Origin of the sequence: Methylobacterium durans (assembly GCF_003173715.1) — a bacterium.
In the GTDB taxonomy this organism is placed as follows: Bacteria; Pseudomonadota; Alphaproteobacteria; order Rhizobiales; family Beijerinckiaceae; genus Methylobacterium; species Methylobacterium durans.
The window spans coordinates 2,786,190-2,807,748 of sequence record NZ_CP029550.1 but is presented as its reverse complement, the minus strand read 5'-3'; the positions used below and the strand labels follow the sequence as shown (position 1 = coordinate 2,807,748).

Below are 21,559 nucleotides of genomic sequence, written 5' to 3'. Positions count from 1 at the left end.
CGAGACGAACCCGGGGATGGGGAGAAACCTGCCGGCCATCACCACGTCTTCGTCTCGCCTGCCGATCGCCATCGCCGATTGTCGCTGAAGCCGGATTACACGTAACCGTTCGCTCTTCGTTCCGCAATGAAGCGTGGCCTCACGGCAGCTGTGCGCTCGTCCGAACCCGATCCTCCGCGGCGGCGATCGCCTCCGGGGTGCCGACATGGAGCCACTGGCCGTCGAGGCGCAGGCCGTAGAGCCGTTCCCGGGCGATGGCGCGGTCGAACAGGAGGTTGAGGGAGAACGAGCCCTCGGGCGTGCCCGCGAAGAGTTCCGGCTTCAGGATGGCGACGCCCGCGTAGATGAAGGGTGCGACCTCGCGCTCGCCCCGCCGCTCCAGCCGCCCGTCCGGGTCCATCACGAAATCGCCCGCGCCCTCGTAGCCGAGGCTGGTCGCCGTCGGCGCGACGAGGAGCAGGATGTCCATCGCCGCCGGATCCCATTTGGCGATGAGGCGCGCGAGATTCGACTCCGGCCCTTCGAGCCAGAAGGAATCCGAGTTGAAGACCACGAACGGGTCGGCCCCGACGAGGCCGAGGGCCTTGCGCACGCCGCCGCCGGTCTCGAGGAGCGCGGCGCGCTCGTCCGAGACCGCGATCTCGGGCAGGCCGTCCCGCCGGGCGAGATGCCCCTCGATCAGGTCGGCGAGCCAGTGGACGTTGACGACGGCCCGCGTGATGCCGCCCTCGGCCGCCCGGTCGAGGGCGTGGTCGAGGAGCGCCTTTCCGGCGACCTCGACGAGGGGCTTCGGCAAGGTCGCCGTGACCGGCCGCATGCGCTTGCCGAGCCCGGCCGCGAGGACGAAGGCGCAGGTGATGGCGGGCGGATTCGTGACGTGCGCGCTCATGCGTGGGCTCGCGGGACCGGTCGTTGCAGGGGGTGGTTCAAGCCTCGGGCCTCGCCACGAGGGCGGCGAGGTCGGGCAGGTGCTCCTCGTGCCACAGGCGCAGGCGCGCGAGCGCCGGGTGGGCGAGGTTGCGGGCGAGGTAGCCCTCGATGCGCGGCAGGTGGGCGAGGTAGCCCGGCTTGCCGTCGCGCCGGTCGAGGCGGGCGAAGATGCCGAGGATCTTGGTGGCGCGCTGCGCGGCCAGCAGCGCGTAGGCGCGGGCGAAGCCCTGCATGTCGAAATCGGGCTCGCGGGCCCGGCGCTCGCGCACGTAGAGGCCGAGGAGCCGCAATTCGAACTCGGCACTCGCGTCGACGCGGGCGTCCTGCAGGAGCGAGGCGACATCGTAGGCCGGGTGGCCGAGCACCGCATCCTGGAAGTCGATCAGGCCGACCCGCTCCAGCCCGTCGCGCTCGGGCAGCCAGATCAGGTTCGGCGAATGGTAGTCGCGCAGCGTCCAGGTCGGGCGCTCAGGGATCGCGCCGCGGAGGGCCTCGGCCCAGAGTGCGAGGAAGTCGTCCCGGGCCGCGGGCGAGAGCGTGACGCCGCGGATCGCGGGCGCGTACCATTCGGGCAGCAATTCGGCCTCGAACAGCAGCGCCTCCGCATCGTAGGTCGGCAGGACGTGCTCGATCCCGTCCGCCACCGGCAGCACGTTCGGCAACTCCATGGCGTGGAGCTTGGCGAGCACCCGCACCGCCTCCGCGTAGCGCTCGGGCCGCGGGCCGCTCGCGTCGACGACCGGCTCGGTGCCGAGATCCTCCAGGATCAGGAGGCCCGAGGCGAGGTCCTCGCCGTAGATCCGGGGCGCCGAGAAGCCGAGCGCCCGTAGGCCGCGGTCGACGGCGACGAAAGCGTGCACGCTCTCGGCGAGCCTCACGATGGCGCTGTAGGGCTTGCCGTCGCGCACGGGCGGCCCGTCGGCGCGCGGCGGCGAGATGACGAGGATCGCCGTCGTGCCGTCGGTCTTGCGCAGGCGCTCGTAGGCGCGGGTGGACGCGTCGCCCTGCATGGGCTCGCGCTCGGCCTCGTCCCAGCCGGCGCGCACGAGGAGCCCCCGGAGGGCGCGGGCCCGGTCGAGGCGGGCGCGTATGCCGCCGCTGCCGTCGATGCTGGCGAAGCGCGAGCCCTCGCCGAACTCGCGCCGGAGCGACAGGTCGACCGAGAGGACCGGGCCCTCGCGCGGCGGCAGGCGCTCGGGCCACTCGACGAGGGTGATGGCCTCCTCCGTCATCTCGTCGAAGCCGAGTTCGACGAGTTCGTCCGGTCCGCGGAGGCGATAGAGGTCGGCGTGGACGATCGCACGCCCGCGCAGGCCCTCGTAGGGCTGGACCAGGGTGAAGGTCGGGCTCGGCACGTCGAGGTCCGGCTCGCCGGTCAGCTCGCGGATCAGGGCGCGGGCGAGCGTCGTCTTGCCGCCGCCGAGGCCGCCGGAGAGCGCCACGAGGTCGCCGGGCTGGAGCAGTTCGGCGAGGAAACGGCCGAGATCCTCCGTCGCGCTCTCTTCGGGAAGCACGATCTCCCAGGGGGGCGCGGTCGCGGGGCCGTGCGCCTGCATGTCCGGACCGTCCTCACTCACCGCCATGTCCTCCGAACCCTGCAGCGGGCGTTCTCACAGGGGGAAACGCACATGCAACCGTTCTTAGCGAAGGTTTCTTAACCAAAATCGCCCGGCGGCTTAAGTCGCGCGAGGGCGCATACGCGCCCTCGCGCTGGCGGTCACCGCGTGCGGCGGCGCGTCCCGTCGGCAGAGGCAATCTTCGGCCGGCGACGGCGTCAGTTCTTCGCCGAAGCCGTCTTCTCGGCGGGTTTGGCCTCGGCCTTGGCCTCGGGCTTCGACGTCTTCGCAGGGGGGTTGCCGCCTCCTTGCGGGCGGCCTGAGCGGGCGCCGGCGTCACGGCCTGGGCGGTCTTGGCGGGCGGCACCGGCTTGACGGGCGCCGTCGCCTTCACGGCGTGCGCCGGCTTGACGGGCTTCGGCGGCTCCGGAGCAGCGACGACAGCCGGCACGGTTGCGGCATCCGCGGCGGGCGTCGCGGGGGCCGGATTCCCCTTGGCGAACAGGTTGCCGAACACCTTCTGATAGGCAGAGGGGTCGCCGTCGGCGTCCGCCACGGTGACCCGGGCGGGCGTCGCCGGCTTGGCTGCCTCGGTTGCAGGCGCCGCCTGCGCCACGAGGCTCGGTTCCTCCTTGCGCGTGCCCTTCCGCTCCTCCTCGCGGGCCAGGGCCGCGGCCGCGGCCTTCGTCGGGATCGGCGCCTCGATGCTCGCCGTCATCAGGGGCCGGCCCTTGGCGTCGACCTCGATCTCGCGCGGGCCCGCAGCGAGGGTCTCGGGCCGGCTCACCTCCCCGAGATTGTGCCGGGCATAGTCCTTCGGCGCGTAGGCGACGCCCTCCTCGGCGCCGCTCCCGAGGCTCGCGAAGGCGCTCGCCTGCTGGGGCTGCTGACGGAAGACCGGGTTCTGGCCGCCGTCGTCGTAGACCACCCGCGTCGCCGTCGTGCCCTTGCCAACGAGTTCGGCGATCTCGCGGTTGTCGCGCTCGCGCTTCTCGGCGACCAGCGTATCGACCTTCGGGCTGCAGGAGCCCGCGGCCGCATCGGCGCCGCCGAACACGTAGCGGTTGCCGCACAGGCCGACGCGCGGCTCGTCCTTCAGAGCCTCGAAGTAATCCGACCCTTCCTTCAGGTTCTTCCAGAAGGCCGCATTCGGATCGTTGCGGAACCGGGCGAAGTTCTGCGCCGTCATCCGGAACGGATAGGACTGGAACTGGAAGCCCCGCTGCCCGCCTGCGAAGGCCTCGCGCGCGATGGCGTAGATTTCCGCCATCGATTCGTCGGTCATCGCGAAGCACCCTGCGGACGAGCAGGTGCCGTGCACCATGATGTAGTTGCCGTTGCGACCGTTCGCCCGGTCGAAGGCGTTCGGGTAGCCGGTGTCGAAGGAGAGATAATAGGACGAATTCGGATTCATCTGACCCGGCGTGATCGTGTAGAAGCCCTCCGGCGCCTGCCGGTCCCCCTGCTTCGTCTTCGGCCCGAGCTGGCCCGACCAGCGGCAGATCGGGAAGGTCTTGAGCAGGGCGTACTGACCCGACGAGCCGCGCTTCCACACCTCCATCTCCGCCTCCTTCTTGTAGGCGCGGATCAGGATGGGGTCAGTCTGCGACATGCCCTTCGTCTGCATCAAGGCGAGGGTCTTCTGCGGGATGGGCGTGAGATGGCGGGTCGAGCCGCCGCCGCCGAATGTGCTGTCCTGGCAAGCGCCGAGGGAGATCGCGAGCGCAACGAGACTCGCAGCCGCGAGCGGACGCACAGCCATGGGGAACCCCGGTCCTCGAAATCACCGCCCGCGGGATGGTCTCCCGTCGAACGTCACTCCCCAACCCATTAGCTTCGTTAAACTTACCCGCCCCTTACCGCAATGATCGGGAAGACACGCTCTCGACCGCCTGTGAACAGCGGTTACGGCGCGGCTTCCGCGGTGACGAGATCGGCGAGGAGGGCGTCGTCCTCCGCCCGGCCGAAGCGCAGGCCGACCGAGGCCGAGATCATCTCGACCCTGATCGAGCGCAGGTTGTGCCGGCCGGGGGGCATCGGGACGAGGCGCGCACCCTCTTGGCCGGGCACGAGATGCAGGAAGGTCAGCCGGTTCCCTGCACCATGATGCGCCAAAAGGTCGCAGATCTCGTTCGCGAGATCCGCCGGCGTCTCGTAGGCCGTCATCAACCAAAAATGGTTCGACGCGTCTCGGTTCGCGAGCGCGGAGCGCAGCCGGCGCACGCCCGCCGACAGGAAGGCGTAATCCGCCTCGCTTTCGGCGGGGTCGTGATGGTTGAAGACGCAGGGCAGCCCGTAGCGCTCGGCATAGAGCCGGTGGCGGCAGCGCTGGATGCCGGGCTCGAGGCGCTCGGCGACGGGGATCGTCTCGTAGTGCGAGCGGTCGAGCAGGGCCGCGAAATCGTCCGCGAGGCAGTCGCGGACCATGCCGGGCATGGTGAAGATCCAGTCGAACGGGCCCGACCACGTCCGCAGCCCGAGCGTCTTGAGCACCTGCGCGGTGTGGCAGTGGCTGCCGAGCGAGACGTGATTGACGAGCCCCGGCTCGCGGGCGTCGCCGCGCACGCGCCGGAGCGAGCGCAGCAGGCCGGCGGCGAGGGGGCGGATCCCGAGCGGCCCCTCCCCCGGGAGCCTCACAGCTTCCGGCCGATCTCGAGGAACTTCGCCGCGCGCCGGTCGCGGATTTCGGCGGCGCCCACGCCGTCGAACTCGGCGAGCGCCGCGGCCAGGGCATTGCCCGCCGCCGCGATCGCCGCCTCGCGGTCGCGGTGGGCCCCGCCCGTCGCCTCGGGCACGATCGTGTCGATGATGCCGAGGCGCAGCAGGTCCTGGGCGGTGATCTTCATGGCGGTCGCGGCGTCGTGCGCCCGGCCCTGGTCGCGCCACAGGATCGAGGCGGCGCCCTCGGGCGAGATCACCCCGTAGATCGCGTGCTCCAGCATCAGGACGCGGTTGGCCGTGGCGATGGCGATCGCGCCGCCCGAGCCCCCCTCGCCGATGACGAGGGCGATGTTGGGAACGCCGAGGGACAGGCAGGCTTCCGTCGAGCGGGCGATCGCCTCGGCCTGGCCGCGCTCCTCCGCCTCGATGCCCGGGAAGGCGCCGGCCGTGTCGACGAAGGCGAGCACCGGCAGGCCGAAGCGGTCGGCGAGCTCCATCAGGCGCACCGCCTTGCGGTAGCCCTCGGGCTTCGCCATCCCGAAATTGTGGCGCAGGCGCGTCTCGGTGGTCGAGCCCTTCTCCTGCCCGAGCACGCAGACCGGCCGGCCGCGGAAGCGCCCGAACCCGCCGACGATCGCCTCGTCCTCTCCGAAGCTGCGGTCGCCCGCGAGCGGCGAGAACTCGGTGATGAGCCCGGCGCAGTAATCGACGAAGTGGGGCCGCAGCGGATGGCGGGCGACCTGCGTCTTCTGCCAGGGGGTCAGGTTCGCGTAGACCTCGGCCAGCGCCTGGGCGGCCTTGGTCTCGAGCCGGCCGACCTCCTCGCTGATCGAGACGGCGCCGTCGCGGGCGCCCATCGCCTTGAGCTCCTCGACTTTCGCCTCCAACTCCGCGACGGGCTTTTCGAAGTCGAGATAGGAGCGCATCACACCGTCTGAAAATCGTTCGGGAGGGCACCGGACCGACAACGCGGACGTGCACGCCACGCGGGCCATTGGCAGGCCGATATGGCGACGATGCGGCGGCGCGGCGAGGAGCCGGCGCGCATCGGCCTCGCGGATGGCCGGTCCTCGAGCGGCGCGGAAACTGGCGAAGCGCGGCTGGCCTGTCAACGGCGGCCCGGAGAAGCGACAAGATCCGGCGAGCGTCAGGCCCTCCCCCCGCTCCCCCGGGTGACCGCGCCCGCTCCCTGCCGCTACAACGGGCGTCCGAGGCCGCGGCCGCTCCGCGCCACGGCCGCCAGCGAGGCGCACCATGATTCTTCAATCCAAGGCCGCCGTGGTCACGGGCTCGACGAGCGGCATCGGGCTCGCGATCGCCAAGGCCCTCGCCCGGGAGGGGGCGGACGTGATGATCAACGGCCTCGGCGATCCGGGCCAGATCGAGCGGACCCGCGCCGGCATCGAGGCGGAGAGCGGGGTGCGCGTGCTTTACTCGGGCGCCGACATGACGAAGCCGTCCGAGATCGCCGGCATGATGGCGGAGGCCGAGGGGGCCTTCGGCCGCGTCGATGTGCTCGTGAACAATGCGGGCATCCAGTACGTGTCGCCGGTCGAGGAATTTCCGACCGAGAAATGGGACGCGATCCTCGCGATCAACCTGTCCTCGGCCTTCCACACCATCCGCGCGGCCGTGCCCGGCATGAAGGCGCGGGGCTTCGGGCGGATCGTCAACATCGCATCGGCCCACTCGCTCGTCGCCTCGCCGTTCAAGTCCGCCTACGTGGCGGCCAAGCACGGGCTCGTCGGCATGACCAAGTCGGTCGCCCTCGAACTCGCGACCCATGGGGTCACCGTGAACTGCATCTCGCCGGGCTACGTCTGGACGCCGCTCGTCGAGAGCCAGATCCCGGACACGATGAAGGCCCGCAACATGACGAAGGAGCAGGTGATCGAGGAGGTGCTGCTGAAGGCGCAGCCGACCAAGGACTTCGTCACCGTCGATCAGGTGGCGGCGATCGCCGTGTTCCTGTGCTCGGACGCGGCGACGCAGATGACCGGCGCGAATCTCTCCGTCGACGGCGGCTGGACGGCGCAGTGAGGGGCGCCGCCCCCCCGGCCGCCGGGGCCAGGGGGGGCGCGCTCTCGTCCTATCGGCGGCCGTGCAGCAGCAAGGCGAGGCCGTAGCCGACGGCGCCCGCGATCAGGAGCGCGATGAGCGGGTTCTCCTCGACGCGCTCGCCCACGACCCGGCGGCCATCGCGGACATAGGCGCCGCCGCGCTCGTAGGCGTCGCCCGCGTAGTCCGACAGGTCGTCCGCCACGTTGCGGAGCGTGTCCTTGGCCTGCCCGTAGGCGTCCTGCGCGCGCCCCTGCGCCTCGCGGAAGCGGCCCTCGACCGAGTCGCGGGACGAGCCGGCGAAGTCGCCCGCCGCGCCCTGCACCTTTCCGCCGACTTCCTTGGCGGTCCCGACGATGCGATCCGTATCAACCATGGCTGATCTCCTCTCTCGGTCGCCGTGCGTCCGCGGGGGCGGGCCGCCGGCTCCGTCGGACTTGCAAACGCCCGAGGAGGCATTTGTGCACCGCCAAGGTCCGCACTTTTTGGTGCGGTGCCCGCGGACGAGGCCCGGATGTCGCTCCCCCGCGAGGGGCTGCTTCAGAAGCCTCGGCCTGCGCGCCGGGTCAGCATCCTCGCGACGGCGGCGAGCGCCCTGCCCGTCCGCTGCGGATCGAGGGCGGGCCGGGCGCCCGGCGGGCGGCGGGTGCGGGGACCTGGCGGAATATGGACGAACAGCACCGGGCAGGGTTCGGCGAGCGCCCGGAAGTAACTGGCGTTGCAGAGGTATCGCCCGGCATCCCGCGAGGCCGCGACCGGCACGCCGTGGCGGCGCAGGATCGCGACCGCGGCGGGAGCCGCCGGACTCGTCCGCTCGGAGGGCCCTACCGGATCGAGGGCGAGGCGCGCGGCCCGGCGCCCGGTCGCGTCGGGAAACAGCCGGCTCGCGCGGTTGCGGGCCCGGACTTCGATCCGCATCCGCCGGGCGCGGCCGGACACGCCGAACATGAGCACAGCCGCGGGAGTCTCCGCGAGGGCCGGCTCCAGGATTTCGGGTATGGCATCGTAGGCCGTCCGCAGCACGAGCACGCGCGGCGAGCCGCCGAGGGCCAGCCGCAGGGCCGGCAGGGCGCCGAGGCGCCGGGCGAGCGCCGCGCTGGGATTGCGCGTCATGCCGGGGAACGGCCCGAAACCGGTGACCAAGAGGTGCCCGCTCACAGCCCGATCAGGGTCGCGATCGCCTCCGCGCCCGCGGCCGGGGAATGCGTCCCGCCCGCGACGTCCGCCTCGGCCTGGGCGGTGGCCTTTCGCACCTCCGCCGAGCCGACGAGGCGCTGATGCAGGCGCTCGTGCACGAGGGCCCACATCCATTTCACGTCCTGCTCGCGGCGGCGCTTGGCGATCTCGCCCGTGGCGGTGAGCTTCTCGCGGTGGTCGACGATCTTCTGCCAGAGCGTGTCGAGGCGCTTGTTGTTGAGGCCCGAGACGGTGACGACCGGCGGCGTCCAAGTGGCGGAGGCCGGCGTCATGATGTGGAGCGCGGCCCGATATTCCGAGGCCGCCGCGTTCGCCCGCCGCTCGCCCTCGCCGTCGTCGGCCTTGTTGACCGCGATCATGTCGGCGAGTTCGAGGATGCCCTTCTTGATCCCCTGGAGCTCGTCGCCGGCGCCCGGCAGCATCAGGACGAGGAAGAAGTCGGTGAGGTCGGCCACCGCCGTCTCGGACTGGCCGACGCCCACCGTCTCGACGAGGATCACGTCGAAGCCCGCCGCCTCGCAGAGCAGCATCGTCTCGCGGGTCTTGGCGGCGACGCCGCCGAGCGTGCCCGAGGAGGGCGAGGGCCGTATGAAGGCGTTCGGATCGATGGCGAGCCGCGCCATCCGGGTCTTGTCGCCGAGGATCGAACCGCCGGTGCGCGTCGAGGACGGGTCGACGGCGAGGACCGCGACCTTGTGGCCGGCCTCCGTCAGGTTGGCCCCGAGGGCGTCGATCGTCGTCGACTTGCCGACGCCGGGCACTCCGGTGATGCCGACCCGGATCGCCTTGCCGGTCCGGGGGAGCACGGCGTCGATGAGGTCGCGCGCCGCCGCCCGGTGGTCGGCGCGCCGCGATTCGGCGAGGGTGATGGCGCGGGCCAGGGCGGCGCGGTCGCCCGCGAGCAGGCGCTCGCGGATCCGGTCGAGATCGAGGGGCGGAGGGGCCATGGCCCCTACATGCCGGGAGCGCGGCCGTTCGTCGAGGGGCGGCAGGAAATTGAAACGGGACGAGTCCGGATCGCGCCGCCGGGACGCATGCCCGGCCGCGCGAGCGATCAGGAACGCGACGCCGGCGCGTTGATCGCGATCATGCTCCACCGCGGCAGGAAACTCCGGGCGCGAGCCGCCCGCCTGTGCCGCGCACGCCACACTCCACCCCCTGCCCGCAATCCACATGCGGGCCCGTCACGCCCGTGCCCTGTCATGGCCAAGATTGTGGGCCAGGGGCTAGGGAGACCGGCCCGGCCTCCCTCGCGAGACCGGCCACCGAGCGGGGCCAGCGACGATGACGATGCGTGAGACAGACCGGCCCACCCGACGCAGATTCGTCCGTCTCGCGGCGCTTCTCGGCGCGACGGCCCTGGCGCCCGGCCTCGGCGCCTGCGTCGCCGACGGCCTCGTGACGGGTGCCGTCGTCGGGCCCGAGCGCCAATCGGCCCTCGACGTGATGCCGGTGCTCCTCGTGGCAACGACGCGCAAGCCGGTCGGCAGCCCGCCGAAGGCGCCCTATTTCAGCTCCGAGCGCGGTCGGGGCCTCAGCTTCGCCGAGGTGCGCCTGTCGCCGCCCGACCGCTCGCTCCTCGGCAAGGTCTCCTCCGTCGTCACCGGCGACTGGACCATCGGGGCCGTGCCGAAGGTCGAGACGGGCGGGGGCGCACCCGAGGCTTTCGCGCAGGCCGCCCTCGGGCGCGACGTGCTGATCTACGTCCACGGCTACCGCGAATCCTTCGAATCGGCCGCGGTCAGCGCGGCGCGCCTCTCGGACGGCATCCGCTTCCGCGGCGTCTCGGGGCTGTTCACCTGGCCCTCCGCGGCGGCCACCTTCGATTACGGCTACGACCGCGAGAGCGCGCTCTGGTCCCGCGACGCGTTCGAGGACCTGCTCAAGGCGCTCGCCGCCTCGCCGAGCGGCGGCCGCATCAACCTCGTCGCCCACTCGATGGGCACGCTGCTGACCCTCGAGACCCTGCGGATGCTGCGGGCCGAGGCGGGCGAGGCCGCGATGGCCCGGATCGGCGCCGTGGTGCTCGCCGCGCCCGACATCGACATCGACCTGTTCACGAAGGGCGTCGAGCGGCTGGGGCCGGACGTGAACAAGATCACCGTGATCTCCTCCACGAACGACCGGGCACTCGAATTGTCGAGCACCATCGCGGGCGGCGTCGTCCGCGCGGGCGCCGCCGACCGGGAGCGGCTCGAGGCGCTCGGCGTGCGGGTGGCCGACGCCTCCGATTACGGCGGCGGGCTCATCAACCACGACCTGTTCCTGTCGAACCCCGAGGTGCAGGGCGTGGTCAAGCGCGCCATCGCGCGGGTCGGCGGCGGCGCCTGACGCCGCGATCGCCGCGAGCCGAGCCGGCGCCCGGCGCCGCCATCACACGAGCATGCCGGGACGGCGCCAAGACGTCTTGGCGCGGCCCGGCAACCCTCGTACACGGGCGCCTCGGCAGACAGGGAGTCGCCCATGTTCACCCTTGAGATCGACGGAACCGCAGTGGCGGTCATCAACGGCACCGAGGAGGTGGCGCGCGACCTCTTCACCTGCGACGGCTTCAAGGAAGACATCCAGGCGATGACGAGCGAGGGCCGCCCGCTCTGGAACGGCACCTCCGAGCTGAAGGTGCGCCCGGCCACCGAGGACGAGATCGAGGTCTTCGAGGACGCGCTGGCCGAGGACGATGCGGACGCGGATTTCGAGACCGACCCGCGCCACGCCGAATCCGAGGAGGACGAGGACGAGGCCGACATCGTCTTCCTCCTCGACATCGACGAGGACGCGGACGACGACGCCCTCCACTCCTAGTCCGCCCGCAGCCACTCCGCGACGCCCGCGGCCGAGCGGAAATCCTCCAGCGCGTGGATCCGGGCCCCGGGCAGCGCCGCCCGCGCCATCGTGGCCAGCGCGTGGCCGGGCCCCAGTTCGAGGACCCGGGTCGCGCCGTATTCCCGGGCCGCCTCCAGGCAGGCGGCCCAGTCGATCGTGTGCGAGATCTGCCGGCCGAGCTTCTCCAGTCCGGCATCCCCGTCGAAGACGGGCGCGCCGTCGAGGCCGCTGAGGAGGCGCGGGGCGCCGCGGGGCGGCCGCGTCGCGGGCGCGCTCCGGAGGATGCCCTGGAACGCCGCCGTCGCCCCGGCCAGGATCGGCGTGTGCGAGGGCGTGTGCACGGGCAGCACCACGGCGCGCTGGGCGCCGGCCGCCAACGCCTCCGTGCAGACGGTTTCCAGGGACGGCAGCGCCCCGCCCACCACCACGCTGTCGGGTGCGTTCAGGATGGCGAGGTGGCAGCCCCGCGCCTCGGCCATCGCGCCGATCCGTGACCGGGGCAGGCCGCGGATGCCGGCGAGCCCCTGTCCGGAGGCGGCGGCCGCATCCATCGCCTCGGCGCGCGCCGCGGCGAGGCGCAGCACCGTCTCCGGCGCGAACCGGCCGGCGCAGCCCCAGGCGGCGAGGTCGCCGATGCTGTATCCCGCGACGAGGCTGCGCGCCGGGCTCGCGTCCCGCACCAGGGTCCATGCGGCGAGCGCCGCGGTGCAGACGAGGATCTGCCCCGCGCGATTCTCGTGGAGGCGGGGACCGCCCGCCCGAACCAGCGCGCGCGGATCGTCGCCGAGGAGGGAAGCGGCCGCCGCGAAGATGGCCTCCGCCTCCGGCAGATCGGCCGTGAGGTCGAACATGCCGGGATGCTGGCCGCCCTGGCCGGAGAGCAGGACGGCGAGGGTCACGCCCCGCCCCCCTCGACGGCGTCGACGAACAGCGTCATGGCGAGGAGGTCGGCCGCCCCGCCGGGGCTGAGGTTGCGGGCGACGAAGCCGCGATGCAGCGCCTCGGCGCGGACGCGCCAATCCGCGCGGCCCACCCCGCCCTCCGCGATGAAGCGGGCAGCCTCCTCGCGCGCGAAGGCGTAGCCCTCGGTGCCACCCCGGTGCAGCAGGTTGGTGTCCTCGAGCGCGGCGATCAGCGCGAGGCAGGTCTCGACGCGGGCCGCCTCCGGATCGCCGGGCCGCAGCCGGCGCCCCCGATGCAGAGCCGGCAAACCGACGCGGTAGAGAGTCGGGAACCCCGCAGCCGCCTCGGCCGGTGCGCCTCCGACTCCGTGCCGCCGCCGTGCCCGTGCCCCGGGGGCGTGGAGCAGTTCCGGCCCGTCGAGGATGCCCTCCGCGTAGCGCGCCCGGACGCGCGCGCCGAGCCGCCCCTGCGGCTCTGCGGGCTCTGCCGGGTCCCGGCCCGCGGCAGCACAGAGCAGGCCGAGGCCGAAGATGGCGCCCCGGTGGGTGTTCACGCCGCCCGTCGCCGCCCGCATCTCGGCCTCGGCCGCGATGCCGAGGCGGCGCAGGGCCGGCATCGGCTCGCCCGCCTCGCCAGCCCGGGCAAGGGCGGCGAACCAGGGTTCGAGGGCGGCGGCGCTCGCCCGGAAGGTCGCCGCCTCCATGTCCGCGTGGCTGCCGCTGTCGACGTGGCTGACGAGGCCGGGCTTCGGATAGGTCTCCAGTTCGAGGCGCAGGGCCTCGACCGCGAGCCGGCCGATGGCAGCGGCCCGGTCGTCGCCCCGCTCGGAGGCGCGTCGGAGCGCGAGCGCGCTCAAACCGCGCCCCCGGCCAGCACGGCGTCGGCGGGGCGAAGGGCGGCCCGGTCGATGCCCTTCACGAGCACGCTGGCGCCGGGTTCGGCCGCGCGCAGCTCGCGCCAGTTCACGCCGCTGCCGTCGGGCAGCAGGATCTCGCCGTCGAGGCGCATCGGTGCCCCGGCCTCGATCGCCGCGATGCCGTCGAGGAGGCCCGGCGGCACGGCGCCGGAGACGGGCCAGAGCAGGTCGAGGTCGGAGGTGGCCGAGAGGTAGGCGAGGCCCGTCAGGTGCTGCCAGAGGAGCCCGCCGAACAGGTGCGGGACGACGCCGTGGCGGCGCCCGAGGCCGTCGAGGTCTTCGAGGACCGGCCGCCATGCCTCGGGGGCCGCCGCGACGGCCCGCGCCGCGGCGACGGGTGCGCGCGCCTGCACCGATCCGGGCGGCAGGGCGAGGCCGATGCGGCGCTTCCCGTCGGCGGGCGGAAGGGGGAGGCCGACCGGCACGGGTCCCGCCGCCTCGCCCGGATGGCGCCGCCGCACGATGACGGGGAAGCCCCGCCGAACCCAGTCCGCCACTTGCGGAGCGCCGTCGAGGTCGGTGCGGCTCGCGAGCGCCGCCTCCCAGGCGCCGGGCTCCACGTCGAGGAGATCGTGGCGCCGGAAGGCGTCAGCCAAGGCTCGCGTCCCGCGCCACCTCGGCGGCGATGGCCTGCGCCACCGGCCGCCCGCCCCGCTCGGCGCCGAGGGCGTCGCGGGTGTCGGAGGCCGGCAGAGCGTCGATCAGGCCCGCGATCTGGGGCCCGAGCGGCTGCGCGGGATCGAGCACGGCGTGGACGGCGCCGGTCTTCACCATGTTGTCGAGGCCGGGGGCGAAGACGGGGGTGTCCCTGGCCATCGCCTCCAGCCGGTCGAGGGGCAGCTTGGTGACGCGGGCGACGGAGGGCAGGTCCATCACGCTCGGGCTGGCGCCGGGCAGGCCCGCCAGCACCCGGGTCGCGAGCGCGGTCGCGATGAAGGCGCCGGCCGCCGTGTGGCCGTAGACGAGGCCGATCGTCGGGTGGCCGCTGCGGTCGGCGAGTAGGAGGCACTTGGCGAGGTGGGCGAGATACTCGTTCAGACCGAGGAGCTCGTCGCGCCTGCTCATGCGCTGGCTGTCGGAATCGATGGCGACGAGGATCGGGGTGCCCCCGCCCCGGCGCACCACGTCGAGGACGGACCCCGCGAGGCGGGCGGCGCCCTCGACGCCGAGAGGGGTGTTGCCGTCGATCCCGACGACGGCGAGCCGGCCGTTCCGGAAGGGGCCGTCGCCGCTCACGAGGCCGTCCGCGACGGTGACGTCGTGGCCCTCGGGGAAGAGCGAGGCGAGGATCTCAGCGAGCGTCATGGGTGGTCTCCCGCAATCCCGCGACGAGGGCGTCGAAATCGGCCGCCGTCAGGCCGGGCACCTCGGCCGGATCGTTGACGCCGAGCCGGCCCCAGATCTCGGTCGCGTCACGGCAATCGCCGAAATCTGACAGGCGCCGCTCCAGCCGCGCCTGCTCGGCCTCGAGCGTCGCGAGGTCGAAGGCCGGGGCCCGGCCGATCAGGTCGAGGGCGGCCGCGCGGAAGGCCGCCACCGTGTCGTCCACGAAGGCGTCGGCGCCCCCGATCAGGCGGCGGTGCTTGCCGCCCATGGTGCGCCAGACCAGGGCCCGGTCGCGGGAATCGAACTCCTCCGCGCCCTTGTTGGTCTCGATCACCTCCGGGCCCGAGACGCTGATGCGCCCGCCCTCGGAGACGGCGAGCCGCGAGCAGGTGCCGGCGATGAGGCCGCCGCCGCCATAGGCGCCGGCCCGGCCGCCGATCAGGCCGATCACGGGGATGCCGGCCGCGCGCACCTCGGCGATCGCCCGCATCACCTCGGCGATGGCGGTCTCGCCGGCATTGGCCTCCTGCAGGCGCACGCCGCCGGTGTCGAACAGGATGAGGACGGCCGCCGGCTTGAGCGCCGGGGCGGCGCGCAGGAGCCCGACGAGCTTGGCCCCGTGCACCTCGCCGAAGGCGCCGCCCATGAAGCGGCCCTCCTGGGCGGCGACGAGCACCGGCCTTCCGTCGAGGCGGCCGGAGCCCACGACCATGCCGTCGTCGAAGGCCCGCGGCAGGTCGAAGAGCGGCAGGTGCGGGCTCATCCTGCGCTGCTCGGGGCCGAGGATCTCGGTGAAGCTGCCGGGGTCGAGCAGCCCGTCGAGGCGGGCCCGCGCGCTCGCCTCGTACCAGCTCGCGGCGCGGGGATCGGTGATGCGCTCGCTCAACGTCACGCCTCCATCAGCCTTGCGCCCTGGAGAAGGCGCAGGGACACCGTGTCGGGGCGGGCGCCCCCGTCGTTGATCGTGATGCGCAGGCCCCCGGGCTGCGCGCGGGCGACGAAATCCGCCACCACCGCCTCCCAGACGTCGCCGTAGCCGTGGATCGGCGTCTCGATCTCGACCGTGCAGGCATCGGGCGGCAGGGTCCGCTCCAGGAGCACTTCGAGGTTGCCCGAGGCGACGACGCCGGTGATCGCGAGGGGTTTCGCCCCGGCGAGCGGCGCCTTGGTGGCGTGCCGGAAGGTCAGTCTTTCCATGGCGTCAGCCTTCCTCGATTCCGGATCCGACCGGGGAAACGCGCCGCACCACCTCTCCCGTTCGGGAGAGGTCGAGTCCGCAGGATGCGGACCGGGTGAGGGGTGCGACCCGTCCGGACGAACCTGTATCCCTCACCCTGTCCCTCTCGGAACGAGAGGGGACCCGCGCCCTGTCCGGCGCAACCTGTTCCGGCGGTGAGCGGCATCGCCCGCGTCCTCACCAGTTCCGGAACCGGGCCGGCGGGTCGTAGAGGCCGCCCGACCAGTGCACGAGATCCTTGATCGACTTGGCCGCGAGCAGCGAGCGGTCCGCGTCGAGGGGCTCGATGCCGAGATCCTCCGGGCGGCGCACGATACCCCGCGCGCGCAGCGACTCGACCATGGCGCGGTCGCGCCCGCGCCCGACCTCGGTGTAGCCCGCGACCCCGCGGATCGCCTGCTCGCGCTCGTCCGCCGTACGGCAGAGGAGGAGGTTGGCGATGCCCTCCTCGGTGACGATGTGGGTGACGTCGTCGGCGTAGACCATCACGGGGGCGAGTTCGAGCCCGATCTTCTTCGCGAGTTCCAGCGCGTCGAGCCGTTCGACGAAGGCCGGCGCGAGCTTGTCGCCGAAGGTCTCGACGATCTGCACCACGAGCTTGCGCCCGCGCATCAGGGCCGGGTCGCCGACGATCTCTGCCTCGCGCCCCGCCTTCATCCAGGTGTCGGAGGGGTGGCGGCGCCCGTGCGGGTCCGAGCCCATGTTCGGCGCGCCGCCGAAGCCCGCCACCCGCGACTGCGTCACCGTGGAGGAATGGCCCGCGAGGTCGATCTGGAGCGTCGAGCCGATGAAGAGGTCGCAGGCGTAGAGGCCGGCCGTCTGGCAGAAGGCCCGGTTCGAGCGCAGGCTGCCGTCGGCGCCCGTGAAGAACACGTCCGGCCGCTCGCGGATGTAGCGGTCCATGCCGACTTCCGAGCCGAAGCAATGGACCTGCTGCACCCAGCCCGACTCGATCGCCGGGATCAGGGTCGGGTGCGGGTTGAGCGCCCAGTGGGTGGCGATCCTGCCCTTGAGGCCGAGCTTCTCGGCGTAGGTCGGCAGCAGCAGCTCGATCGCCGCCGTGCCGAAGCCGATGCCGTGGTTGAGGCGGCGGATGCCGTACTCGGCGTAGATCCCCTTGATCGCCATCATCGCCATCAGGATCTGCGTCTCGGTCATCGCGGCCGGATCGCGGGTGAAGAGGGGCTCGACGTAGAAGGGCCTGTCGGCCTCGACCACGAAGTCGATCCGGTCGCCCGGGATGTCGACGCGGGGCACGCGCTCCACGATCTCGTTGACCTGCGCGACGACGACGCCGTTCTTGAAGGCGGTGGCCTCGACCACCGTCGGCGTGTCCTCGGTGTTCGGCCCCGTGTAGAGGTTGCCGTCCCGGTCCGCCGAGACGCCCGCGATCAGCGCCACCTGCGGCGTCAGGTCGACGAAGTAGCGGGCGAAGAGTTCGAGGTAGGTGTGGACCGCCCCGAGCTCGATCTGCCCGCCGAACAGCATCCGGGCGATACGCCCGCCCTGCGGCCCGGAATACGAGTAGTCGAGCCGCTTCGCGATGCCCTGCTCGAAGATGTCGAGGTGCTCCGGCAGCACGATGCCGGACTGGACCATGTGCAGGTCGTGGACCTTCGCCGGGTCGCAGAGGCTCAGTGCCCGGGCGAGGCAATCCGCCTGCTTCTGGTTGTCGCCCTCCAGGCAGACCCGGTCGCCCGGCCGCAGGACCGCCTCGAGGAGATCGACCGCGCGCCCGGCCGGCACGACCTTCCCGGAGGCGTGGGCGCGCCCCGCCTCGATCCGCGCGTCCCGCTCCGCACGCTCCTGGCGCCAGCCCGACATCCGATCCGCTCCCTGATCGTGGGCTCATCCGCATACAGGGACCCTCGATCGGGGCGGCTCTGCATCCGGACGGCCGGTACGGCTCCCTGTCTGAGCCCGTGCGGGCCGGAAGTCAAATTTTTCGTATACATGACTGCCGGATGTACGGGGTTCGTGATACGGATGGCGGACGTATAGGGAGACTCGCATACAGGCGGGCCTCCGTCGGAAGGATCGGACAGGCCCCATGGACGAGAGTGTCGGAGCGCGCGGGCTGCTCTCGGACCAGATCCGCAACGCGCTGACGGACGAGATCGCGGCGGGCACGCTGGCGGCCGGCATCGCGCTCGACGAGCAGGACCTCGCCGACCGCTTCGGCGCCTCGCGCACGCCGGTCCGCGAGGCCCTGCGCCAGCTCGCCGTGAGCGGCCTCGTGGAGGTGCGCCCGCGCCGCGGCGTCGTCGTCACCCGGATGACGCCCGAGCGCATCATGGACATGTTCGAGACGACCGCCGAGGTCGAGGCGATGTGCGTGCGGCTGGCCACCTACCGGATGACGCCGCTGGAGCGGAGCGGGCTCCTCGACCTGCACGAGAGCGCGGGCGCCATGGTCGAGGCGGGGGATGTCGACGCCTACGACGCCCTCAACCGCGCCTTCCACGAGGCGCTCTACCGGGCGACCCACAACGCCTTCATGGCCGAGCAAGCGCTCGCGATCCGCACAAGGCTCGCGGCCTTCCGCCGGACGCAGCTCCGCCAGGGCGAGCGCATCCAGCGCTCGCGCATCGAGCACGGCGAGATCCTGGCGGCGATCGCGGAGGGCGACGGCGAGGCGGCCGCCCGCCGGATGCGCGCCCACATGCTCAACGCCGCGAGCGCGCTCGGGCGCTACATCGCCGAGCACACGGGCGACTGACTCCTCAGGTGATCACCACTACCTTGGTGCCGACGCCGACGCGGCCGTAGAGGTCGATCACGTCCTGGTTGATCATGCGGATGCAGCCCGAAGACACGCTGTGGCCGATCGAGGTCGGCTCCAGCGTCCCGTGGATGCGGAAGAGCGTGTCCTTGTTCCCCTGCCACAGGTAGAGGGCCCGGGCGCCGAGCGGATTGCGGGTGCCGCCCGGCACGCCGAGGCCGCTCTGGAGCTGGCTGACCTCGCGGGCGAGTTTCGGCGTGCGGGCGATCATCTCCTTGGGGGGGTACCAGTCCGGCCAGGCCTGCTTCGAGTTGATGGTCGCGTTGCCCGACCACGAGAAGCCCTGCTTGCCGACGCCGACCCCGTAGCGCCGCGCCCGCCCGCCCGACTGGACGAGGAAGAGGTGGTGGGCGCGCGGATCGACCACGATGGTCCCGGGCTCGTAGCGGCCGTTGAAGGAGACCTCCTGGCGCAGGAAGACCGGGTTCGCCTTCTTCCAGTTGAAGGGCTGGATCGGGAAGGCGTCGTCGGCGATCCCCGCATAGGCGCGGGCGAAGTCGATCGGGCCGTCGTCGATCGGGCGGTTCTCGCCGAGCTTGGGTACCGGCGCGCCCTTCGGCGGGGGCGCCTCGTCTGCGCTCTGGCGGGGCGGCGGGGCGCGCTCGGTGCCCGGCACCGGCCGGCCGTAGGATTCGCGGCCCGAATAGGGCACGTACTGGCCGCCGCGGCGGCGGTAGAGCTGTCCGGCCTCGTCGCGGTAGAGCCGGTCGTCGTCGTAGCCGCCGAAGCCGTCGATCGCGTCCTCGGGCGGCGGCCCGCCCTGGGCGAGGCCGGGGATCGTGGAATGGAGCAGCGCGAGGCTCGTCATCGAGCCTGTGAGCAGCGTGCGGCGCGTCAGTCTGGACATGGAATGCGAAACGTCCCTTCGGGGCCCGTGCCGTCGTCCGACCGTGGTTGGGCGGCGGGCCTTGGAACCGGGCCTTGGAGCCGAGTTCGCGCCGTCCGAGCGCGGCGGCCAAGCTCGGTCTTGACCTGCCTTAGCAAATGTGGGGCTCGCCCGTCACGTCCCGCGACGCGGAGCCGGGCCGCGTCGCGCGGGCAACGTTACCGATCCGACACAGGCCCGGCCGGACCTACACCTTCCGGGTGAGGCTCCTCTTCACCATTTCGGATGACGGCATGGGGAAAGAGGGGTCGCGGCGATTGCGGGGCGGTCGGGGCGAGCGCATATCCAACCGCGATTCGCCGTCTCCCCATCCTGGATTCGTCCCGTGCCGGTTCTCCTGTCTCGGCCCGTCCGCGCGACCTTCCTCGCGCTCGCGCTCGCCGCATCGTGGATGGTCGCCCCCGCCGAGGCGCGCGCGGGCAAGAAGCCGGCGGCCGCGGAGCCGGCGGCCGCGGCGCGCGCTGCGCCCACGCAGGCGTCCGCAAAGGTGCCCGGGGCGCCCCGGCCGTCACTTGGACCGCCGGCGAGGCCCCGGCGGCCAATTGCACCCGCAGCCGGCGCAAGCTCTGGCAGGAGGGCGAGGGCTGGATCGTGCGGACGGTCACCGCCTGCCGCTGAGGCCGGCGCGGTCCCCCTCTCCCATCCGGGAGGCCTGAGTCGGCGTCAGCCGACCGGGTGAGGGGTGCGCCTTCTCCGGAAAGACCTGAATACCGCATCCGGTGCGCTCCTGCGCACTCGACCTCTCGTGTCCGGGAAAGGTGGGCGGGGTTACCGCCCGTTTCCTGGGCAGGCTGCCTTGCGGTGCAGCAAACATCCGGATCGTCGCAGCGGCCCGGGCGCCGTCCGCTCCTGAGCGCAGCCATTCTCCCGTCCATGCCTCTGGCACATTTGCTGCTTTGCCGCCCCCGTCGCGCCCCGGCGCGGCGCGCGGGGCAACGGCGCCCCGCAATGCGGACGGTGTGAGTCCGGCTTCCCCGGCAGAGCGGCAGCGTGCGCGCGCCGCACCAAGAGACGAGCACCTTCGAATGGCCAGCTTCAAGACCGTGATGAAGTCGGGTCACCCCCCGACCCTGTTCGCCGCGTTCCTCTACTTCGATTTCTGCTTCGCGATCTGGGTCCTGAACGGCGCCATGGGCCCGTTCATCACCGAGACCTACCATCTCAGCCCGGCCCAGACCGGGTTCATGATCTCGCTGCCGATCATGGCGGGCGCGATCATGCGCTTCCCGCTCGGCGTGCTCGCCCAGTATATCGGCCGCAAGAACGCGGCGATCACCGAGATGAGCCTCATCATCGCGGCGATGGCCTTCGGCTTCTTCCTGGTCCACACCTTCAACGACGTGCTCGCCATGGGCGTGCTGCTCGGCATCGCCGGCGCCTCCTTCGGCGTCGCCCTGTCGCTCGGCTCCGGCTGGTTCCCGCCCCAGCACAAGGGCCTCGCCATGGGCATCGCGGGGGCCGGCAACTCGGGCACGGTGCTCGCCGTGCTGTTCGCGCCCCCGCTCGCCCAGGCCTACGGCTGGCAGGCCGTCTACGGCTTCGCGGGCGTCGTGATGCTGATCCCCCTCGTCGTGATGATCGTCTTCGCCAAGGAGCCGCCGGACCGCGAGCACCAATCCTTCCGCCAGCACGTCGCCTGCCTGTTCCAGAAGGACGGCTGGGCGTTCAGCCTCGTCTACATCATCACCTTCGGCGGCTTCATCGGCCTGTCGAACTTCCTGCCGACCTTCTTCTACGAGCAGTTCGCCGTCACCAAGGTCGAGGCCGGGCGCCTCACCATGCTCGCCGCCATCATGGGCTCGGGCATCCGCATCGTCGGCGGCTACTTCGCCGACCGGGTCGGCGGCGTGCTGGTGCTCACCGTGGTGCTGCTCGCGGCCATCGCCTCCTTCCTGCTCCTCACCTCGGCCCCCTCGCTCGCGCTGACCACGATCCTGTTCATGCTCTGCTTCGCGGCGCTCGGCGCCGGCAACGGCGCGCTGTTCCAGCTCGTGCCGCTGCGCTGGCCCACCAACACGGCGGTGGCCGGCTCGATGATCGGCGAGGTCGGCGCGCTCGGCGGCGCGATCCTGCCCAACGTGATGGGTCTGTCCAAGCAGTACACGGGCTCCTTCGCCCTCGGCTTCGTCGGCTACGCCGCCTTCGCGGCCCTGGTGCTCGGCTGTCTCGTCCTCTGGCAGCGCCGCTGGGTCGGCCAGTGGATCGGGCCGCGCGGCACGGTGCTGGCCGAGCCCGCGCCCGTTCCGGCCGGGCGGCTGGAGCCCGCACCGGTCTGATCCGCCGC

21 protein-coding genes are annotated in these 21,559 nt (G+C 72.5%); 5 read left to right on the top strand and 16 right to left on the bottom strand.

The window, feature by feature from the left end; translation table 11 throughout:
* Positions 1-139: 139 nt before the first annotated feature.
* The 5 genes from DK389_RS12915 to DK389_RS12895 form a co-directional block, all read right to left on the bottom strand.
* The gene (locus DK389_RS12915; protein ID WP_109890102.1) at positions 140-889 is read right to left on the bottom strand and encodes a nucleotidyltransferase family protein; all 750 of its coding nucleotides are present in this window, start codon (positions 887-889) and stop codon (positions 140-142) included.
* Between the two features lie 37 nt (positions 890-926).
* Positions 927-2,513: a tRNA (adenosine(37)-N6)-threonylcarbamoyltransferase complex ATPase subunit type 1 TsaE gene (gene tsaE / locus DK389_RS12910; protein ID WP_194075199.1), complete on the bottom strand. Its 1,587-nt coding sequence runs from the start codon at positions 2,511-2,513 to the stop codon at positions 927-929.
* Complete coding sequence (locus tag DK389_RS12905) at positions 2,500-4,248, bottom strand: L,D-transpeptidase family protein (RefSeq protein ID WP_109890100.1); 1,749 nt, start codon at positions 4,246-4,248, stop codon at positions 2,500-2,502. The genes tsaE and DK389_RS12905 overlap by 14 nt, the downstream gene beginning before the upstream one ends.
* Positions 4,249-4,391: 143 nt before the next feature.
* Complete coding sequence (locus tag DK389_RS12900; protein ID WP_236960841.1) at positions 4,392-5,123, bottom strand: DUF1796 family putative cysteine peptidase; 732 nt, start codon at positions 5,121-5,123, stop codon at positions 4,392-4,394.
* Entirely contained in the window at positions 5,120-6,073 is a 954-nt protein-coding gene (locus tag DK389_RS12895; protein ID WP_109890098.1) for an acetyl-CoA carboxylase carboxyltransferase subunit alpha, read from the bottom strand. Before DK389_RS12895 ends, DK389_RS12900 begins: the two co-directional genes overlap by 4 nt.
* 328 nt (positions 6,074-6,401) lie before the next feature.
* Here DK389_RS12895 and DK389_RS12890 point away from each other — a divergent pair, with 328 nt between their 5' ends.
* Positions 6,402-7,187 (top strand): 3-hydroxybutyrate dehydrogenase, encoded by a 786-nt coding sequence (locus tag DK389_RS12890; protein ID WP_109890096.1) that lies wholly within the window; start codon positions 6,402-6,404, stop codon positions 7,185-7,187.
* Positions 7,188-7,236: 49 nt separating this feature from the next.
* Here DK389_RS12890 and DK389_RS12885 read toward each other — a convergent pair whose 3' ends face one another.
* The 3 genes from DK389_RS12885 to meaB all read right to left on the bottom strand — a co-directional run bounded on the left by DK389_RS12885 (position 7,237) and on the right by meaB (position 9,349).
* Positions 7,237-7,581, bottom strand: a complete 345-nt coding sequence (locus DK389_RS12885) for a CsbD family protein (RefSeq protein WP_109890094.1) — start codon at positions 7,579-7,581, stop codon at positions 7,237-7,239.
* A 164-nt stretch (positions 7,582-7,745) separates the two neighbouring features.
* On the bottom strand, positions 7,746-8,363 hold the full coding sequence (locus DK389_RS12880; protein ID WP_236960839.1) for a pyroglutamyl-peptidase I: 618 nt from the start codon (positions 8,361-8,363) through the stop codon (positions 7,746-7,748).
* A complete protein-coding gene (gene meaB / locus DK389_RS12875) occupies positions 8,360-9,349 on the bottom strand; it encodes a methylmalonyl Co-A mutase-associated GTPase MeaB (RefSeq protein WP_109896347.1) in 990 nt (329 codons plus the stop codon). The genes DK389_RS12880 and meaB overlap by 4 nt, the downstream gene beginning before the upstream one ends.
* Before the next feature lie 343 nt (positions 9,350-9,692).
* On the opposite strand from meaB, the gene DK389_RS12870 reads away from it, so the two are divergent.
* Both DK389_RS12870 and DK389_RS12865 read left to right on the top strand, forming a co-directional pair.
* Positions 9,693-10,733, top strand: a complete 1,041-nt coding sequence (locus tag DK389_RS12870; protein WP_109896345.1) for an alpha/beta hydrolase — start codon at positions 9,693-9,695, stop codon at positions 10,731-10,733.
* 132 nt (positions 10,734-10,865) lie between these two features.
* Positions 10,866-11,204 carry a hypothetical protein gene (locus DK389_RS12865; protein ID WP_109890092.1) on the top strand — a complete coding sequence of 113 codons (339 nt, stop codon included), beginning with the start codon at positions 10,866-10,868 and terminating at the stop codon, positions 11,202-11,204.
* On the opposite strand, the gene DK389_RS12860 is transcribed toward DK389_RS12865, so the two are convergent.
* The 7 genes from DK389_RS12860 to mdcA form a co-directional block, all read right to left on the bottom strand.
* The gene (locus DK389_RS12860) at positions 11,201-12,124 is read right to left on the bottom strand and encodes an ACP S-malonyltransferase (protein WP_109890090.1); all 924 of its coding nucleotides are present in this window, start codon (positions 12,122-12,124) and stop codon (positions 11,201-11,203) included. The two genes, DK389_RS12865 and DK389_RS12860, sit on opposite strands and share 4 nt — an antisense overlap.
* Entirely contained in the window at positions 12,121-12,984 is an 864-nt protein-coding gene (gene mdcB, locus DK389_RS12855; protein WP_109890088.1) for a triphosphoribosyl-dephospho-CoA synthase MdcB, read from the bottom strand. The genes DK389_RS12860 and mdcB overlap by 4 nt, the downstream gene beginning before the upstream one ends.
* Positions 12,981-13,640 carry a malonate decarboxylase holo-[acyl-carrier-protein] synthase gene (mdcG, locus tag DK389_RS12850; RefSeq protein WP_109890086.1) on the bottom strand — a complete coding sequence of 220 codons (660 nt, stop codon included), beginning with the start codon at positions 13,638-13,640 and terminating at the stop codon, positions 12,981-12,983. The genes mdcB and mdcG overlap by 4 nt, the downstream gene beginning before the upstream one ends.
* Positions 13,633-14,349, bottom strand: a complete 717-nt coding sequence (gene mdcE / locus DK389_RS12845) for a biotin-independent malonate decarboxylase subunit gamma (protein ID WP_109890084.1) — start codon at positions 14,347-14,349, stop codon at positions 13,633-13,635. Before mdcE ends, mdcG begins: the two co-directional genes overlap by 8 nt.
* The gene (locus DK389_RS12840; protein WP_109890082.1) at positions 14,336-15,256 is read right to left on the bottom strand and encodes a biotin-independent malonate decarboxylase subunit beta; all 921 of its coding nucleotides are present in this window, start codon (positions 15,254-15,256) and stop codon (positions 14,336-14,338) included. The genes mdcE and DK389_RS12840 overlap by 14 nt, the downstream gene beginning before the upstream one ends.
* Positions 15,257-15,258: 2 nt before the next feature.
* Positions 15,259-15,567 carry a malonate decarboxylase acyl carrier protein gene (gene mdcC / locus DK389_RS12835; RefSeq protein WP_109890080.1) on the bottom strand — a complete coding sequence of 103 codons (309 nt, stop codon included), beginning with the start codon at positions 15,565-15,567 and terminating at the stop codon, positions 15,259-15,261.
* Between the two features lie 217 nt (positions 15,568-15,784).
* Positions 15,785-17,431 (bottom strand): malonate decarboxylase subunit alpha, encoded by a 1,647-nt coding sequence (mdcA, locus tag DK389_RS12830; protein ID WP_109890078.1) that lies wholly within the window; start codon positions 17,429-17,431, stop codon positions 15,785-15,787.
* 226 nt (positions 17,432-17,657) lie between these two features.
* Between mdcA and DK389_RS12825 the strand changes: the two genes are divergently transcribed.
* Positions 17,658-18,326: a GntR family transcriptional regulator gene (locus DK389_RS12825; RefSeq protein ID WP_109890076.1), complete on the top strand. Its 669-nt coding sequence runs from the start codon at positions 17,658-17,660 to the stop codon at positions 18,324-18,326.
* A gap of 4 nt (positions 18,327-18,330) precedes the next feature.
* On the opposite strand, the gene DK389_RS12820 is transcribed toward DK389_RS12825, so the two are convergent.
* Entirely contained in the window at positions 18,331-19,236 is a 906-nt protein-coding gene (locus DK389_RS12820; RefSeq protein ID WP_109890074.1) for a L,D-transpeptidase, read from the bottom strand.
* 1,064 nt (positions 19,237-20,300) lie between these two features.
* On the opposite strand from DK389_RS12820, the gene DK389_RS12810 reads away from it, so the two are divergent.
* Complete coding sequence (locus DK389_RS12810) at positions 20,301-21,551, top strand: MFS transporter (protein ID WP_109890070.1); 1,251 nt, start codon at positions 20,301-20,303, stop codon at positions 21,549-21,551.
* Positions 21,552-21,559: the final 8 nt, after the last annotated feature.